The sequence below is a fragment of the Paracoccus mangrovi genome (assembly GCF_042648425.1).
GTDB lineage: Bacteria > Pseudomonadota > Alphaproteobacteria > Rhodobacterales > Rhodobacteraceae > Paracoccus > Paracoccus mangrovi.
Window position 1 is genome coordinate 1 of sequence record NZ_JBHRXJ010000015.1, and the last position, 17,361, is coordinate 17,361.

A 17,361-nucleotide genomic window follows, 5' to 3' on the forward strand; every position below is an offset into this window, starting at 1 on the left:
CAGCGCCCGCAGATCGGTCTTGGCCAATGCGATGACGCGCAGGTCCAGCGGGCGGGCGGCGTTTTCGCCCAGCCGGGTGATCCGCCGTTCCTCAAGCGCGCGCAAAAGCTTGGGTTGCAGGGCGGCGGGCATGGCCTCGATTTCATCCAGAACCAGCGTGCCGCCGGACGCGGTCTCAAGCTTGCCGGGCTTGTCCTGCGCGCCCGGAAAGGCGTCGGCGACATGGCCAAAAATCTCATGCTCGAACAGCGATTCAGGCAGGGCGGCGCAATTGATGGCCAGAAACGGCCCCCTGGCCCGCGGGCTGGCATCATGAATGGCGCGGGCGGCCAGTTCCTTGCCGGTGCCGGTTTCACCTGTGATCACAAGGTTCAGGTCGAGGGGCGCCAGGGCGTCGATGCGGGCGCGCAGCGCCGCGATCCCGGCCGATTGGCCGAGGATCTCGCCGCCATCCTGACGGCTGACCTCGGCCTGAAGGCGGCTGATTTCGGCGCGGGCGCGGCCGGCGCGCAATGCGCGGTCGATCACCGCCAGAAGATGCGCGGCGTCATAGGGCTTTTCGATGAAATCCTCGGCCCCCATGCGCATGGCGCGCACGGCATGGGGCACGTCGCCATGCCCGGTCAGCACGATCACCGGCAGGTCGGGTTGGCGCGTGCGCAGGGCTTCGAGCACGGCGAACCCGTCGAGCCCCGGCATGCGCAGATCGGTCAGCACCAGATCGGGCGCCGCCTCGCCGGCCAGCGCCGCCTCGCCCGAGGCGTAACCCCGCGCCCGAAAGCCGCGCGCCTGCAACAGGTCGCAAAGCGCGGCAAGATGGTCGGCATCGTCTTCGACGACATGGATCAGGGCGGGCGGGTTGCGTTCGGTCATGGCGCGTTCCCCGGGGGGTGGGCTTGTGGTTGGGGCAGGATGGCGGTCGCGGTCACACCCTGACCGGGTGGCGCAGCGATTTCCAGCCTGCCCCCGAATTCGGCCAGAATTTCCTGCGAGATGGCAAGGCCCAGACCCATCCCCTCGCTGCCGGCCTTGGTGGTGAAAAAGGGCTCGGTCACGCGCGGCAGGTCGGCCGGCGCGATGCCCGCGCCGCTGTCCGAAACCGCAAGCCGCACCTCGCCGGGCCGCGCGCTCAGTTCCAGCCGCACCCAGCCATCGCGCCCGACCGCGTCCAGCGCATTCAAAAGCAGGTTGACCAGCACCTGTTCCAGCCGCACCCGCCCGGCCAGCACCGGCACCGGGCCGGGCGGCGCGATCAATTGGGGCGTGACGCCGACCGCGCGGGCGCGGGGCTGGACGATTTCCAGCGCGCTTTCGGCCGTGGCGCGGGCGTCGATCAGGTTCAGCGCGGCCGGTTCCTTGCGCGAAAAGCTTTTCAGCCGCTGGGTCGTGCGCTGCATGCGGCGGATCAGCCCGCGCGCCGTTTCGATGCGCTGCGCGGCGGGGGGCGCATCGGTTTCGGCCAGCAGGCTTGCGGTGGCCAGCGTCGCCTCCATCGCGGCCATGGGCTGGCTGATTTCGTGGACGATGGCGGCGGACATGCGGCCAAGCGCCGCCATCTTTTCGGCCTGGATCAGGGTTTCCTGCGTGGCGCGCAGTTCGGATTCGGTCTGGCGCCGGGCCTCGATCTCATGGGCCAGTTCCTCGGTCCGTTCGGTGACGCGGCGTTCCAGCATCTGCGACTGTCCCAGCCGCAGCGCGATCAGGGCGCGGCGCTGCATCTGGATCTTGGCCAGCCCCAGCCCCAGCCCGGCCGCCAGCGCGCCGATCAGCGCCCAGCCCAAAGCGGCGGCCAGCGCGGGCCGGATCGGGGCCGCGACCATGATCGTCCAGCCATCGCCAAAGGGTGCGGTGACGTTGGTCATGCGCTGTTGGCGGTCATTGCGCAGCCAGCCGCCGGGCCGCGACAGCAATGGCGGGGTCGTGCCGGGATCGGTGCCGACATAGGTTTGTTGATCGGCAAGGCGCTGCAATGCCGGCGGCGACAGGGGCGATAGCGGCCGGTAAAGCCAGCCCGCATCCGATGCCAGAAACACCACCCCGTCGGCATCGGCCACGGCGGTGTCGCGCTCGGCCTCGGCCCAGATGCGTTGCAGGGGGCCAAGATCGACCTTGACCACGACCATACCCCGCCGCCCATCGGGCAGATCGATGCGCGCCGACAGGAAATAGCCGGGCAGGCCGGTGGTCACGCCGATGGCGTAAAAGCGCCCTTCGCCCCCGGCCCGCGCATCATGGAAATAGGGACGAAAGCTGTAATCGAAGCCCACGAAACTGTCGGCCCGGTTCCAGTTCGAGGCGGCAAGCGTCACCCCCCGGTCGTTGAGCAGGTAAAGGTGACTTGGCCCGGCCTGCGCCGTCACCGTTTCCAGATAAAGATTCGCGGCCCGGATCGCCGCCGGATCGTCCGGCCGCATCAGGGCGGCGCGGATGCGGGCATCCTCGCCCGCGATGCGGGGCAGATAGCGAAAGCGTTCGATTTCGGTTTCCAGCGCCCGGCTGGTCAGGATCAGCCCCTGTTCCAGCTGTGCCGTGATCGCGCGCAACGACATGTGCCAGGCCGCGGCCCCCGCGATCAAGGCCACAAGCCCGACCGCCAGCACCAAGGCCAGCCGCCGGTGCCGCCCGATCCATGCCCGCGCCGCCATCGCCTAGCCCGGACAGGGTCTGAGCGTGATCGGCCCGGCCGCGTCCTGGCCAAGCGTCACGCAATCCGCCCCGCAAAGCCGCCAGCCCCCGCCCGTCGCCCCCGAGGCCGCCAGCACCAGTTCCGGCACCGCCGCCGGCGCCTGCGGCTGCCAGACCAGCCAGCCGTCGATCAGCCGCGCATCCGGTCCCGGCTCCATCCCGGCGCCCGAACCCCGGATCGCGGCACGGGTGGGGATCAGGCCGGCGGGGGTGATCCGCCAATCCTCGTGCCAGGTCACCTTTTCGACCGAATGCGTCCATTCCAGCGAAAAGCCGGCCCCGGGGCCAAGCGCGATGGCCATGGCCCCGGCCATCAGACAGGCGCTCATGCCGGGGCCTGTTTGCGCCGATACCACAACAGCGCAAGAAAGACCGCGGACAGGGCAAAGCCGATCTCATCGGTCAAGGGCAGCGCGGCGACCAGCGTAAAGGCCGCAAGCATGCCAAGCCCGCGTTCCCAAAGCGCCAGCGGCCGGCCCAGCCAGCCAATCACCGTCGCCCCCCAAAGCGAAAGCGCGATCAGCGTCTTGAAAACGATATAGATCACGGCCGGGACATAGCCCACCGCCTGCGCCAAAGGCCCGCCATCCTGCAACATCAGGGCCGGGGTATAGACCGCCATGAAGGGCACGACAAATCCGGCGGCGGCGACCTTGACCGCCTCGAAGCTGATCTTCAGGCCGCTTTCCTTGGCGATCGGGGCGGCGGCAAAACAGGCCAGCGCCACCGGCGGCGTCAGATCGGCCAGAATGCCGAAATAGAACACGAACATATGCGACACGATCAGCGGCACACCCAGTTCCAGAAGCGCCGGCCCGGCGATCGACGAGGTGATGATATAGTTCGGGATCGTCGGGATCCCCATGCCCAGAATGATGCAGGTGATCATGGTCAGGATCAGCGACAGGAACAGGCTGTTCTGACCCACGCCGACGATGAACTGGCCGAATGTATTGGCCGCCCCGGTCAGGGTCATCACCCCGACGATGACGCCGACCAGCGCACAGGCAATGCCCACGGGCAGCGCGGTGCGCGCGCCCTCGGCCAGACTGTCGCGACAGATGGCCAGCGTTTCCCGCCCGCCCCTGGACATCGCGCAGATGATTGCAAGCACGCTCAGCGCGGTGACGATGATCCCGATCCCATAGCGGAAAAACGCCGCCGCAACCACGCCAAGGATCACCCAGAAGATCACCCGGATCACCCCTGCGGGCAGGCCCAGCATCACCGAGGTGCCAAGGATCAGCAGCCCCGTCAGCGCCAGACCGACCGTGCCGGCGAAAAGCGGCGTATAGCCCGAAAACAGCAGATAGATCAGCACCCCCAGGGGCAGCATCAGATACCACCCCTCGCGCAGCGCGGTCCGGGCCGAGGGCAGTTCGTCCGGCGCCAACCCGCGCAGCCCGCGCTTTCCGGCCTCAAGATGGACCATCCAGAACACGCCGAGGAAATACAGGATCGCGGGGATGACCGCCGCCTTGACCACCTCGGCATATTCGACGCCCAGCGTCTCGGCCATGATAAAGGCCACGGCGCCCATGATCGGGGGCATAATCTGACCGCCCATTGAGGCGGTGGCCTCGACCCCGCCGGCAAAGGCGGGACGATAGCCAAAGCGTTTCATCAACGGGATCGTAAGCTGTCCGGTCGTCACCACATTGGCCACGCCCGAGCCGGAAATCATCCCCATCAGCCCCGATGACAACACCGACACCTTGGCCGCGCCGCCGGTAAAGGACCCCACCAGCCCAAGCGACACATCGGTGAACAGCTTGATCATCCCGGCCTTTTCCAGAAACGCCCCGAATAGGATGAACAGAAAGATATAGGTCGCGCTGACATAGATCGGGATGCCATAGATGCCCTCGGTCCCATAGGTGATATGCTCGACCACCTGGGCAAAATCATAGCCACGATGGTTAAAGGGCGATGGCAGATGCTGGCCCAGAAGCGCATAGGCCAGAAACAGCCCCGATATGATCGGCAGCGCCGGCCCCATCAGCATCCAGGCGGCGGCAAAGACCGTGATCAGCGCGGCGACCCCGAACCAGATGTCGCGCGGCAGCGGATCGCCCGCCCGCAACAGCAGGTCGTTATATTCGATCCATTGATAGGCGGTGACGGCAATGCCCATGCCGGCCAGGATCAAGGTCAGCGTCCGTGCGATCCCGCCCATATGCTTGGCATAGGCCAAAAGCGGGAAACCCAGCGCCATCAGAAAGCCCACATGCACCGCCCGCGCGATCTGGCTTGGCATGTCGATCAGATGCGCGGCCAGCGCGATCTGAAAGGTCGAAAACAGCACCGCCAGCCAGAACAGCGCCCGCCCCCAAGCACCGGGCGGAAAGCCCGCGCCCAGCGGGTCGTGGCCATCAGGCTCGGGTGTTTGCAGGATCGCGTCGGCCGGTTGCTTCATTGTCTTTCCCCCCATTTGCAGCGCGTGGACGGCCCCGTGGGGGACCGCCCGGTCGTCCTTCCCGGATCAGAGCAGACCCTTTTCCTTGTAGAAACGCTCGGCACCCGGATGCAGCGGGATCGGCGAATCCTTGGGGGCATTTTCCAGCACGATGCCGGCGGCGGCGCTATGCGCGGCCTTGAGCTTGTCGAGATTGTCAAAGATCAGCTTGGTCATCTGATAGGCGGTCTCGTCTGATACCCCCTCATGGGTGACCAGAAAGTTGATGACGGCGGCGGTCGGGACATCCGCATCCTGTCCCTTATAGGTGCCGGCGGGGATCACGCCGGCGATATAGGGGGCGCCGATCTTTTCGACGACATCGGCCGGCACCGCGACGATGCTGATATCCTGCGACGAGGCCAGGTCCTTGATCGCGGCATTGCCCAGCCCCGAGGATTGCAGCGTCGCCTCGAGCTGGCGGTTCTTCATCAGCTCGACGGATTCGGCAAAGGGCAGATATTCGACCTTGGCCAGATCCTCATAGGTCAGCCCGGCACCGCCCAGAATGGCGCGCGCGTTCAGTTCGGTCCCCGATTTCGGCGCGCCCACCGACAGCGACTTGCCCTTGAGATCGGCGACCGTGGTCACGCCCGCCTCTTTCAGCGCGGCGATCTGGATATAGTTGGGATAGATCGCGGCAATGGCGCGCAGCTTGGTCAGCGGCGCCTTGAACCCGGCCTCGGCATCGCCTTCCCACGCGTATTTCACGGAATCGCCAAGCGCAAAGCCCAGCTCGCCCTTGCCCTGCTGCAAAAGGTTCAGGTTCTCGACCGAGGCCTTGGTGGCCTGGACCTGGGTGCGCGCGCCCTCGATGTTCTGGCCATAGATTTCGGACAGCGCCACCCCCATCGGGTAATAGACCCCCGAAGTGCCGCCGGTCAGGATGTTGATGAATTCGTCAGCCTTGGCCACGGGTACGGCAAAAGCCATGACGCCGGCCATCGCCGCCGCGAAGGTAAAGCGGATAGACATGTTTCCTCCCTTGGATTTTATGCCTGCGCAGGGCAGGCCCCGGGGGAATTGTGTCGCAAGTCACCCGCGCGCGACAACCGCCATCACGGCGGCCGGGCCGGTTCATCAAAGATTTCTGGCAGAATCCGGCCACGGCGCGGGCCGATTCATGCCCCGCATGCGGGGCCGGGGACCGGCGATCAATGCGCGCGGCGCTGACGCGGGGCGTCGAAACTTGCGCGGCTGAGGATCTGAAAATCCGCACCCAGCGTCAGCCGCAAGGCCCGGCCGGCATGAAAAAAGGTCAGCCGCCAGCGCCCGGCATCGGCGCCTTCGCCCTTTTCGCAACGGCTGGTGATGCGGCCGTCGCGCATCCGTTCCGCGATTTCCTCGGGAGGCAGATCGAATTCCTCTCCCAACAGTTCTGCCTCGACCTGAAAGCCTTCGTCGGTGGCAATGATGCCCGCCATGTCGTCCCGCCTTGGTCATCTGCTTTGAGCGGGCAGCATAGCCGTTTGCGCGCCGATTGACACTGTCAGCATGTCGCGGTGAGGCAGAGTTTCGCCAACCGCCGGCCCGGTCGCGGCAAGGGGCGGGAATTGTTCCGCTTTCCATCGGCGCAACTTTGCGAAAAGCCTGAACTGTCCGGTTTTCGTGCTTGGCGGCGGGGCGCCAAACAGCAAAATATTGCGTGTAAACGTGCGATTTCTTCGCGCACCATCTTTCCGTCAGGTCAATCTGACTTTAACCCGGTTAACCAAGGTTACAATAGCGCCCATGCGCAGAATCGCGGAGGCAATGATGTCCTTGCTGAGGATTGCGGATTCCGGTCGGTGCCGGCAGGGGCGGCCCGCCCCGCGGATGTACCGGGGCGCGGTCCGCCCATCGGGCACGGTGGTGCAGCTTTCCGGCGGTGATCGCGTCGCCCGCGATCTGACGAAAGGACCGGACTGAGTTTCGCGGGGCCGTATGTCGCCGTGGCGGGGTCCCGCGAATGTCTGTGTCGTTCAAGATTTGAGTTGTTCTGAATTCGCAATCCCCGGGGCCTTTTGCCGGGGTGGTTGCGGATCTTGACCCCAGGCCAGCCGTGGCAAGCCCGCCCGGGGTTGAGTGGTGCAGAGGTTGCGAGTAGCCTTGTGGTTCCGTGGGGCCGGATGTGGTGGCCGGCCCCACGGATTCAGCTGGGAAGCCGGCGGGCCGGTTTCCAGCCTCCGCGCCTGTGACATTGCGTCACCGCTGGCCGTCCGACATCAGCGCGGCCATCGCGGCACCCGGAATGGCGTCATCGGCGTAATCGAATGTGCCGTGATCGCGCACCTCGCGCGCCGCGCGCATCAATCCGCCCCATGCGGCCCGCGCAAAGGATCCGCCGACGCTGATCCGTCGCACCCCGGCATCGGCCAGTTCGGCCACGCTATAGCGCGGCCCGCCCAATCCCATGACCACATTCACCGGCCGGTCGACGCTCTCGCAAACCGTGCGGATCGCCACCAGATCGGGCAGGCCGGGCGCATAAAGCACATCCGCACCGGCCCGCGAAAACGCCTGAAGCCGGCGGATCGTGTCGTCCAGATCGGGACGATCCCACAGAAAATTCTCGGCACGCGCGGTCAAGAGAAAGGGCCGACCCGCAGCGGCCTCGGCCGCCGCCTGTACGCGTTCGACCGCCAGTGCAAAGTCGTAGATCGGCGCCGAGGGATCGCCGGTCGCATCCTCGATCGAGCCGCCGCATAACCCGATTTCGCAGGCCATGCGGATGGTGGTGGCGCAGGTTTCGGGTTCGGGGCCAAAGCCGTCCTCAAGATCGGCCGAGACGGGCAGATCGGTCGCCCGCACGATTTCCGCCGCATTGGCCAGCGTGTCGTCCCGGCCAAGCGCGGCCGCGGAATCGCGCAGGCCCTTGCTGAAGGCAAAGCCCGCCGAGGTTGTCGCCAACGCCTGAAATCCAAGGCTGGTCAACAGCTTGGCCGAACCGGCATCCCAAGGATTGGGGATGACAAAGGCGCCCGGTCCCTGATGCAGCTGGCTGAAGGTGCGAAACTTATCCTGATGGTCGGGCATGGCGGGTTTCCTTGTTGCGGCGTCGCGGTGGTGCCAGTTGCTGCGAACAAACCAAAAACGTCAATCTTTTCCGCCGGGGACCGGGCTCGGGGATGGATCGGGGCGGCTGGCGCGACCGCCCAGCCAGATGCTGATCAGCACGATCAGCGCGCCCAGCGTTTGCTGCGGTGTCAGTGTCTGCCCCAGCAGCGCCCAGCCCAGCAGCACCGCCGTCAGCGGGCTGAGAAATCCCAGACCCGTCACCGCCGCCGGCCCCAGCCGGGCGATGGCGCGAAACCACAGGTAATAGGTCAGCGCCGCGCCGAACAATCCCAACCAGAGAAACCCCGCGATATTGCGGGCGTCCAGCACCGGCAGCGATGGCTCGGCCCAGAGCGCCACCGGCAACAGGATCAGCCCGCCCGCCGTCAGCTGCCAGGCGGTAAAGGTGAGTGCTGGCACCGGCGGCTGCCATTTGCGCGTCAGAACCACACCCAAAGCCATGGACAGCGCCCCGATCTGGGCGGCGACAATGCCCGACAGGTCCAGCCCCGCATCGGCTTGCAACACCAGAAGCGCGACCCCCACCAGCCCCGCCAGCGCCGCCGTCACCGACAAAAGCCGCAGCGGCGCGGCCAGAACCAGATGCGCCAGCACCAGCACCAACAGCGGCTGGATGCTGCCCACGGTCGCCGCGACCCCGCCGGGCAGGCGATAGGCGGCGACGAACAGCGCCGCCCAGAAGATGGCAAAGTTCAGCGCGCCCAGCACCGCGATCCGGCCCAGCCAGGCGCGTGGCGGCAATTGCCGGGTCACCATCAAAAGCAACAACCCCGCCGGCAGCGCCCTGAGCACCGAAGCCGTCAGCGGATAGCCCTGCGGCAGCAATTGCGTGGTCACGATATAGGTGCTGCCCCAGATGATCGGCGCCATGGCCGCCAGCATCAGCTCGACATAACGCGGCATATCGGCACCCCCATATTTATCTTGAAATCAAGATAGATCGATTTATCTTGACGTCAAGGCAATTTGCCATCAGGGTTCAGGGATGGATCATGTAGACAGGATACTTGCCCAGTGGCGGCAGGAACGGCCCGATCTGGACACCGGCCCGATGGGCATCTTTGGCCGGCTGAAACGGTTGCAGCAGGCCCTGGCCGAGGGGATGGCGCTGGAATTCGAGGGCTATGGCCTGAACGCCGCCAGTTTCGACGTTCTGGCGACGCTGCGCCGAGCCGGGCCGCCCTATGCGCTTAGCCCCTCGGCGCTGATGGAATGGACGATGGTGACATCCGGGACGATGACCAACCGTCTGGACCGGCTTGAAACTGCGGGCCTGATCGTGCGGCGGCGCAATCCCGAAGACGGGCGGGGACAGGTGGTGGCGCTGACCGACCGGGGGCTGGCGCTGATCGACCGCGCGGTCGCGTCCCATGTCGCCAACCAGCACCGCCTGATCGCCGGATTGCCGCCCGAGATCCGCGACCAGCTGGATGCCGGTCTGCGGGCCTGGCTCGCGCTGTTGGATGCGCGCGATCCGGGGGCAAAGGGTTAAAGCCCGGCGACCCGCATCGCGGCCAACAGATCCTCTTGCGACATGCCGGCGGATTTGAAAACGGTCCGCTCGGCCTTGTTTTCGCGGCCGGCGACGCGGCCTTGGATCAGTTCGACCAGATCGCCCGCGATCCGCGACGGATCCAGCAGCCCGGCCTGAATCGGTTGCGCCAGATCGCCGGCCAAAAGCGCGCCGGCACGGCCATCGACAAAGATCCGCGCCTGGGTCACGGCAAGATCGTCGCATTCGCGCATATCCGCCTTGAACCCGCCGATCAGGTCCAGATGGCTGCCGGGCGCCAACCATTCACCAAGGATAAAGGGCCGGGTCGAGGCGGTCACCGCACTGATGACATCGGCGCCGCGACAGCCGGCTTCCAGATCGGAACAGACACGCGCAGGCAGGCCCGCCCGCGTCAGTGCATCGGCAATCGCCGCCGCCTTGTCCGCGCTGCGCCCCCAAATCAGGATCTGTTGGTAATCGCGCATCGCGGCATGGGCCTGTGCCGCCGCCGCCGCCAATTGCCCGGTGCCGCAGATGAGCAGAACCCGCGCATCCTTGCGCGCCAGATAATCCGCCGCCAGCGCCGATGCCGCCGCCGTGCGCCGCGCGGTCAGCGCATCGCCGTCCATCGCCGCGACGAACCGCCCGTCCGACCCGTCAAACATCAGGTAGCCGGCATTGATCGTCGCCTGTCCCCGCGCGGCGTTGCCGGGAAAGAAGGTCACGACCTTGACGCCCACCGCGCGACCGGCCTGCCATGCCGGCATGATCAGAAGATGGCCTTCGCCGCCATCGGGATGCGGAATGGTCAGCACCTGCCGGGGCGGGGCCTCGGCCTGCGCGGCGGCCAGCCCCCGGCGCAGGGTTTCGATCAGGCCGGGCCAGTCGAGCCGCGCGTCGATGGTCTTGTGATCATATACCTGCATCCATGTTCCCCCAATGCCGGGCGCCGGGTTAGCATGGAAAAGGGCGCGGCAAAATCCTTGCCGCGCCCTCTTTGTCGCATATCGCGCACCCGTGCAGGGGTCAGCGGTTGCCGCCCCGGAAATCCAGCCCCACCGACAAAAGGATCGCGATGGTCGAACAGAACGCCCCCGACAGCAGGTAAAGCCCCGCCGCCGACAGCCCGAACTGGCTTGAGGACAAAAGCGCCGTCACAGGCGCGAAACCGGCGCCGAAAAGCCATGCGAAATCCGACACGATGGCCGATCCGGTATAGCGGTTGCGGGCCTCGAACAACGAGGCTACGGCGCCCGAGGATTGCCCGAAGCTGAGCCCAAGGATGAAAAAGCCCGCGAACATATAGATGATCTCGCCGGGTTTGCCGACCGACAACAGCAGCGGCGCCAGAATCGCAAAACCCGCGATCAGCAGCGCCGCCCAGAACAACAGGCGGCGGCGCCCGAAACGGTCGGCCAGATATCCCGAAAGGAACATGGCCATCACGCCGATCACGGCCGCGATGGCCTCGATCACCAGAAAGCTGACCAGCGTTTCGTCGGTGTAAAGAAAGATCCAGGACAGCGGAAACACCGTGACCATGTGGAACATGGCAAAGGTCGCAAGCGGTACGAAAATGCCCAAAAGCACGGTGCGCCCGTCCTCGCGCAGGGTGTCGCCCAGCCGGGTGGGTTGCAGATCGCGCGAGGCGAAAAGTTCCTGGACCTCTTCGCCCGCGACGATGCGCAGCCGCGCAAACAGCGCCACCACGTTCACCGAAAAGGCGACAAAGAACGGATAGCGCCAGCCCCAGTCCAGAAAATCCTGCGCCGACAGGCTGGCCGCCAGATAGGCAAAAAGCAGGCTGGCCACGATCAGGCCCAAAGGCGCGCCCAGCTGCGGGATCATGGCGTAAAAGCCGCGCCGGTTCTTGGGCGCCATCAGCGCCAGAAGCGATGGCATCCCGTCCCAGACCCCGCCAAGCGCAAGACCCTGTGCGAGGCGCAGCACCACCAGAATGATCACGGCCCATGCGCCGACATTTTCATAGCTGGGGATCAACCCCATGGCGACGGTCGCCGTCCCCATCAGAAACAGCGCCACCGTCAGCTTGGTGACCCGGCCGTAACGGCGGTCGATGGCCATGAACAGCGCGCTGCCGACCGGCCGCGCGATAAAGGCCACCGCCAGAACCAGAAACGACAGCAGCGTCCCGGTCAGCGGATCGGCAAAGGCAAAGATCCGTTGCGGAAAGACGATCACCGAGGCGATGGCAAAGACGAAGAAATCGAAAAATTCCGAGGTCCGGCCGATGATCACGCCCACGGCGATATCGGATGCCGAAATGTGATGCGACGGGCCGCTGCCGGCGATGGAATGTGCGCCGGACGGGGCCTTGTGGCCCGATTGGGCGGGGGTAGCGGTGCTGGACATATGCGATGATTTCGTTCTGATCCGGGGACTCGCCCAGCATAGCGCAAAGCCCGCCCGGCGTCTGCCGCATTTGCTGCCTTGTCATATGTCAATTCGGCATATGACAAAACGTCGCATGTGGGAATCGGGTTTATGCTATTATCGAATCGTCGACCGACGGTCGCACTTGCGGCCATGCCAAGCAGCGCGAACAGAGGGACATTGGCAGTCCGATGAAAATTGCTAATAAATTCAAGGGCCTTTGGGGCCTGATTTTGGTGACTCCGTTAGCTGCCTGCAAGGCCGAGGTTCTGGCCCCGGCCGGCGACGTGGCCGCACGGCAGCGCGACCTGTTGGTGATCTCGACGCTTTTGATGCTGCTGGTCATCATCCCGGTGATGGCGATGACGATCTATTTCGCCCACAAGTACCGGGCCAAGAATCAGCAGGCCGAATACCGGCCCGACTGGGACCATTCGACCAAGCTGGAATTCGTGATCTGGGCGATTCCGCTTTTGATCATCGTGACGCTTGGGGCGCTGACCTGGGTCGGGACGCATCTGCTGGACCCCTATCGGCCGCTGGAACGGATTTCCGCCGATCAGCCGGTGCCGCAAGATGTGCAGCCCTTGCAGGTGCAGGTCGTGGCGCTGGATTGGAAATGGCTGTTCATCTATCCCGATCAGGGGATAGCCGCGGTCAACGAAATGGCGGTGCCGGTCGATCGCCCGGTGGAATTCACGCTGACATCCGCCACGGTGATGAATTCGTTCTATATCCCGGCGATGGCCGGCATGATCTATGCCATGCCCGGCATGCAGACCAAGCTGCACGGCGTGTTCAACAATGCCGGCGAATATCGGGGCATCGCCTCGAACTATTCGGGCTGGGGCTTTTCGGGCATGCATTTCAAGGCCATCGCCACCGATCAGGCTGGGTTCGACGATTGGGTCGCCAAGGCGCGCGCCGCCGACGGCACGCTGGACCGTCCCCGCTATCTTGAGCTTGAGGCCCCAAGCGAGAATGTTGCGGCCATGACCTTTGCCCAGATCGACCCGCTTTTGTTCCCGCGCATCGTCAACATGTGCGTCGAGCCGGGCAAGATCTGCATGGCCGAGATGATGGCGCTGGACGCGCAGGGCGGCACCGGGCTTGCCGGCACGATGAACGTGACGCAGCTGACCTATGACAAACATGAGCGGCGCGGCGCCCGCCTGCCCGTCCTGGGATGGGAGCCGTTCCGCGTCGCATCCTTCTGTACCCCGGAAGAGGCCGCGTTGATGTTTGCCGACGCCCCCCGGTCCTTGCCGCGCCTGACCGATGCCGCACCGCTGCGCGGCATGTCGATGGCCCCGCCGCGATCCATCAGGCTCTTGAACGACGATGATGTCACCCTGCTTGCCCCGACCGACGGGCAGGCCGCGCGGAAATTCTGATCGGACACATCATGGCTATTGAATTACCCTCGAATGACACGACGTTCCTGCTTGGCCGTCTGAACTGGGATTCGATCCCGAAAGAGCCGATCGTCTGGGCGACCTTTGCCGTCGTCGCGGTGGGTGGCATCGCGCTTTTGGCGGTGCTGACGAAATACCGGCTTTGGGGCTATCTCTGGAAAGAGTGGTTCACCTCGGTCGATCACAAAAAGATCGGCATCATGTATATGGTGCTGGGTCTGGTGATGTTCGTGCGCGGCTTTGCCGATGCGGTGATGATGCGCATTCAGCAGGTCTGGGCCTTTGGCGGGTCCGAGGGCTATCTGAACGCCCATCACTATGATCAGATCTTTACCGCCCATGGCGTGATCATGATCTTTTTCGCCGCCATGCCGTTCGTCACCGGGCTGATGAACTATATCGTGCCGTTGCAGATCGGCGCGCGGGACGTGTCATTCCCGTTCCTGAACAATTTCAGTTTCTGGATGACGACGGGCGGCGCGGCCATCGTCATGGCTTCGCTGTTCGTGGGCGAATTCGCCCAGACAGGATGGCTGGCCTATCCGCCGCTGTCGGGCATCGGCTATAGCCCGTGGGTCGGCGTCGATTACTATATCTGGGCCTTGCAGGTTGCGGGCGTGGGCACGACGCTTTCGGGCATCAACCTGTTGGTCACCATCATCAAGATGCGCGCGCCGGGCATGACCATGATGCGGATGCCGGTGTTCACCTGGACGTCGCTTTGCACCAACGTGCTGATCGTCGCAACCTTTCCGGTGCTGACCATGACGCTGATCCTGCTGACGCTGGATCGCTATCTGGGGATGAACTTTTTCACCAACGACCTTGGTGGCAATCCGATGATGTATGTCAACCTCATCTGGATCTGGGGCCACCCCGAGGTCTATATCCTGATCCTGCCGCTGTTCGGGGTCTATTCGGAAATCGCCTCGACCTTTTCGGGCAAGCGGCTCTTTGGCTATTCCTCGATGGTTTACGCCACCGTCTGCATCACGGTGCTGAGCTATCTGGTATGGCTGCACCACTTCTTCACCATGGGGTCGGGGGCGTCGGTGAACTCGTTTTTCGGGATCACGACGATGATCATTTCGATCCCGACCGGGGCCAAGATCTTCAACTGGCTGTTTACCATGTATGGCGGCCGGATCCGGTTCGATCTGCCGATGATGTGGACCATCGCCTTTATGCTGACCTTTGTGATCGGCGGCATGACCGGGGTCATGCTGGCGGTGCCGCCGGCGGATTTCGTCTTGCACAACTCGCTGTTTCTGATCGCGCATTTCCATAACGTGATCATCGGCGGCGTGGTGTTCGGCGTCTTTGCGGCGATCAATTTCTGGTGGCCCAAGGCATTCGGTTTCAAACTGAACGTGTTCTGGGGCAAGGTCTCGTTCTGGTGCTGGGTCGTGGGTTTCTGGGTGGCGTTCATGCCGCTTTACATCCTTGGCCTGATGGGGGTCACGCGGCGGATGCGGGTCTTTGACGATCCCGATCTGCGGATCTGGTTCATCATCGCGGGCTTTGGCGCATTCCTGATCGCCTGCGGGATCGGCGCGATGCTGATTCAATACACCGTGTCGATCCTGAACCGGAACAAGCCGGAATATCGCGACGTGACCGGCGATCCCTGGGACGGGCGGACGCTGGAATGGGCGACATCCTCGCCGCCGCCGGCCTATAACTTCGCCTTCACGCCGGTTTCGCACGGGCTTGACACCTGGTGGGAGATGAAGCGCGAGGGCGCCGCCCGCCCGACCAAAAGCTTTGTGCCGATCCATATGCCAAAGAATACCGGGGCAGGGGTCGTTCTGGCCGGGCTTGCCACGATCTGCGGGCTTGCGCTGATCTGGTATATCTGGTGGCTGGCGGCGCTGTCTTTCCTGGGCCTGATCACCGTCGCGATCGCGCATACCTTCAACTATGACCGCGACTATTACATTCCCGCCGCCGAGGTCACCGCGACCGAGGATGCGCGGACGCGGGCGCTGGCACAGGGGGCCTGAGACATGAGCATGACATCACAGGCCGCGCCCATGACCGGGTCCGAAACCGTGCCGCTGGACAAATACTGGGAACTGGAACCCCACCACCACGAAGAGGGCGCATCGACCAGCCTCGGCTTCTGGGTCTATCTGATGAGCGACTGCCTGATGTTCGCGGTGCTCTTTGCGGTTTTCGGGGTGCTGGGGACAAGCTATGCCGCCGGCCCGGGGCCAAAGGACCTGTTCGATCTTGAGCTGGTGGCGATCAACACGGCGATGCTGTTGTTTTCGTCGATCACCTTTGGCTTTGCCATGCTGGCCATGTTCAAGGGCGATCAACGCGGCACGCTGCGCTGGCTGGCGGTCACGCTGTTCTTTGGGCTCTGCTTTCTGGCGATCGAGCTTTACGAGTTCAGCCACCTGATCCATCTGGGTGCCGGACCGCAGCGATCGGCCTTTCTGTCGGCGTTCTTCACGCTGGTGGGGACGCATGGGCTGCATGTCACCTTTGGCTCGATCTGGCTGATCACGCTGATGGTGCAGATCACGAAAAAGGGGCTGATCCCGGCCAATCGCCGGCGCATGGCCTGTCTTTCGATGTTCTGGCACTTTCTCGATGTGATCTGGATCGGGGTTTTCACCTTTGTCTATCTGCTGGGGATGATCTGATGTCGGCTGAACACGCACATACGCATGGTGATCACGGCGACGGCCACGACCACGGCAGCTATGCATCCTATGTCAAAGGTTTCGTGCTGTCGGTGATCCTGACCGCGATCCCCTTTGCCCTGGTGATGAGCGGGGGGGTGGAAAGCCGTGGCCTGACGGCGGTTCTGGTGATCGGCTTTGCCGTCGTCCAGATCCTGGTGCATATGGTCCATTTCCTGCACATGACCGGCAGCCAGGAAGAGGGTTGGACCCTGCTTTCCACCATCTTCACCATCATCGTGGTGGTGATCATGCTGGCCGGTTCACTCTGGGTCATGTTCCACCTGAACACCAATATGATGCCACAGATGGACCATCAATTGCAGGGTCTGGGTTCGTGACCCAGACGGTGGACGGACGGGCGCGCGCCACGCGCCCGCCAGTCCCGCGGCTGGTGCCTTTGACCGGGGCGCTGGCCGTTTTCATTCTGCTTTGCGGGCTGGGCATCTGGCAGGTGCAGCGGCTGGCATGGAAAACCGGGCTGATCGCCACCGTCGAGGCCCGGCTTGCGGCCGCGCCCGTACCCGCGCCGGGGCCGGATGCGTGGCCGGAACTGACCCAAGCCGAGGCCGAATATCGCCGGGTAACGGTCTCAGGGCGCTATCGCCCCGAAAGCGACCGGTTGGTCAAGGCGGTGACCGCGCGCGGGCCGGGGTTCTGGGTGATGACGCCGCTGGACACGGATCGGGGTTGGCAGCTGCTGATCAATCGCGGATTCGTGCCCGACAGCGCGCGCAGGCCGCAGGACCGCGATCTGCCGGCAAACGATGTCACCATCTCGGGCCTTTTGCGCATGAGCCAGCCGGGCGGCGGCTTTCTGCGCGCCAATGATGCGGCGGCCGGGCGCTGGTATTCGCGCGACACCGCCGCCATGGCCGCGGATCTGGGGCTGGGTCCGGTCGCGCCTTATTTCATCGATGCAGAGGCCGGTCCCGACGCGGACGCGTTGCCCATCGGCGGTCTGACCGTGGTCAGTTTTCGCAACAGCCATCTGGTCTATGCCGTCACCTGGTTCTCGCTGGCGGCACTTTGGGCGGGCTGGCTGATCTATCTGTGGCGGCGCGGGGATGGCGGGCGGCCGGGTGCGTCACAGGATATTTGACATAAATCCGATTATCGACAACGTACGGCCGCAGCCCCGCCTCGCCGGCATGGATCACCTGTCCCAAA

At 64.6% G+C, this 17,361-nt stretch carries 16 protein-coding genes; 6 read left to right on the plus strand and 10 right to left on the minus strand.

The annotated features are described in order from the left end of the window. The 8 genes from ACFOMH_RS16625 to ACFOMH_RS16660 all read right to left on the minus strand — a co-directional run. On the minus strand, positions 1 to 873 hold an 873-nt coding region (locus tag ACFOMH_RS16625), incomplete at its 3' end, for a sigma-54-dependent transcriptional regulator (protein ID WP_377745893.1). After that, positions 870 to 2,645, minus strand: a complete 1,776-nt coding sequence (locus ACFOMH_RS16630; RefSeq protein ID WP_377745895.1) for a sensor histidine kinase — start codon at positions 2,643 to 2,645, stop codon at positions 870 to 872. The genes ACFOMH_RS16630 and ACFOMH_RS16625, both read right to left, overlap by 4 nt. Before the next feature lie 3 nt (positions 2,646 to 2,648). Continuing rightward, entirely contained in the window at positions 2,649 to 3,014 is a 366-nt protein-coding gene (locus tag ACFOMH_RS16635) for a DUF1850 domain-containing protein (RefSeq protein ID WP_374427624.1), read from the minus strand. Then, complete coding sequence (locus ACFOMH_RS16640) at positions 3,011 to 5,101, minus strand: TRAP transporter permease (protein ID WP_374427626.1); 2,091 nt, start codon at positions 5,099 to 5,101, stop codon at positions 3,011 to 3,013. The genes ACFOMH_RS16635 and ACFOMH_RS16640 overlap by 4 nt, the downstream gene beginning before the upstream one ends. Positions 5,102 to 5,167: 66 nt before the next feature. After that, the gene (locus ACFOMH_RS16645; protein ID WP_377745896.1) at positions 5,168 to 6,115 is read right to left on the minus strand and encodes a TAXI family TRAP transporter solute-binding subunit; all 948 of its coding nucleotides are present in this window, start codon (positions 6,113 to 6,115) and stop codon (positions 5,168 to 5,170) included. A gap of 179 nt (positions 6,116 to 6,294) precedes the next feature. After that, a complete protein-coding gene (locus ACFOMH_RS16650) occupies positions 6,295 to 6,564 on the minus strand; it encodes a DUF6522 family protein (RefSeq protein ID WP_374427630.1) in 270 nt (89 codons plus the stop codon). A 760-nt stretch (positions 6,565 to 7,324) separates the two neighbouring features. Beyond that, positions 7,325 to 8,155: an isocitrate lyase/PEP mutase family protein gene (locus ACFOMH_RS16655; protein WP_377745898.1), complete on the minus strand. Its 831-nt coding sequence runs from the start codon at positions 8,153 to 8,155 to the stop codon at positions 7,325 to 7,327. Positions 8,156 to 8,215: 60 nt separating this feature from the next. Further along, positions 8,216 to 9,100, minus strand: coding sequence for an EamA family transporter (locus ACFOMH_RS16660; RefSeq protein WP_374427634.1), 885 nt, complete (start codon positions 9,098 to 9,100; stop codon positions 8,216 to 8,218). Positions 9,101 to 9,182: 82 nt separating this feature from the next. Between ACFOMH_RS16660 and ACFOMH_RS16665 the strand changes: the two genes are divergently transcribed. Beyond that, on the plus strand, positions 9,183 to 9,689 hold the full coding sequence (locus ACFOMH_RS16665; protein WP_374427636.1) for a MarR family winged helix-turn-helix transcriptional regulator: 507 nt from the start codon (positions 9,183 to 9,185) through the stop codon (positions 9,687 to 9,689). Here ACFOMH_RS16665 and ACFOMH_RS16670 read toward each other — a convergent pair. Both ACFOMH_RS16670 and ACFOMH_RS16675 read right to left on the minus strand, forming a co-directional pair. Then, entirely contained in the window at positions 9,686 to 10,618 is a 933-nt protein-coding gene (locus ACFOMH_RS16670; RefSeq protein WP_374427639.1) for an ornithine cyclodeaminase family protein, read from the minus strand. The two genes, ACFOMH_RS16665 and ACFOMH_RS16670, sit on opposite strands and share 4 nt — an antisense overlap. Before the next feature lie 100 nt (positions 10,619 to 10,718). Then, positions 10,719 to 12,065, minus strand: a complete 1,347-nt coding sequence (locus tag ACFOMH_RS16675) for an MFS transporter (protein WP_374427641.1) — start codon at positions 12,063 to 12,065, stop codon at positions 10,719 to 10,721. A gap of 257 nt (positions 12,066 to 12,322) precedes the next feature. Here ACFOMH_RS16675 and cyoA point away from each other — a divergent pair, with 257 nt between their 5' ends. Genes cyoA through ACFOMH_RS16700 form a run of 5 tightly spaced genes read left to right on the plus strand, consistent with a single transcriptional unit; the run spans position 12,323 to position 17,293 of the window. After that, positions 12,323 to 13,480 carry a ubiquinol oxidase subunit II gene (gene cyoA / locus ACFOMH_RS16680; RefSeq protein WP_377745901.1) on the plus strand — a complete coding sequence of 386 codons (1,158 nt, stop codon included), beginning with the start codon at positions 12,323 to 12,325 and terminating at the stop codon, positions 13,478 to 13,480. Positions 13,481 to 13,491: 11 nt separating this feature from the next. Then, positions 13,492 to 15,504 carry a cytochrome o ubiquinol oxidase subunit I gene (gene cyoB / locus ACFOMH_RS16685; protein ID WP_374427646.1) on the plus strand — a complete coding sequence of 671 codons (2,013 nt, stop codon included), beginning with the start codon at positions 13,492 to 13,494 and terminating at the stop codon, positions 15,502 to 15,504. A 3-nt stretch (positions 15,505 to 15,507) separates the two neighbouring features. Further along, a complete protein-coding gene (gene cyoC / locus ACFOMH_RS16690; protein WP_377745903.1) occupies positions 15,508 to 16,152 on the plus strand; it encodes a cytochrome o ubiquinol oxidase subunit III in 645 nt (214 codons plus the stop codon). Then, positions 16,152 to 16,532 (plus strand): cytochrome o ubiquinol oxidase subunit IV, encoded by a 381-nt coding sequence (gene cyoD, locus ACFOMH_RS16695; protein ID WP_377745905.1) that lies wholly within the window; start codon positions 16,152 to 16,154, stop codon positions 16,530 to 16,532. The genes cyoC and cyoD overlap by 1 nt, the downstream gene beginning before the upstream one ends. Beyond that, the gene (locus tag ACFOMH_RS16700; protein WP_377745907.1) at positions 16,529 to 17,293 is read left to right on the plus strand and encodes an SURF1 family protein; all 765 of its coding nucleotides are present in this window, start codon (positions 16,529 to 16,531) and stop codon (positions 17,291 to 17,293) included. The genes cyoD and ACFOMH_RS16700 overlap by 4 nt, the downstream gene beginning before the upstream one ends. Positions 17,294 to 17,361: the final 68 nt, after the last annotated feature.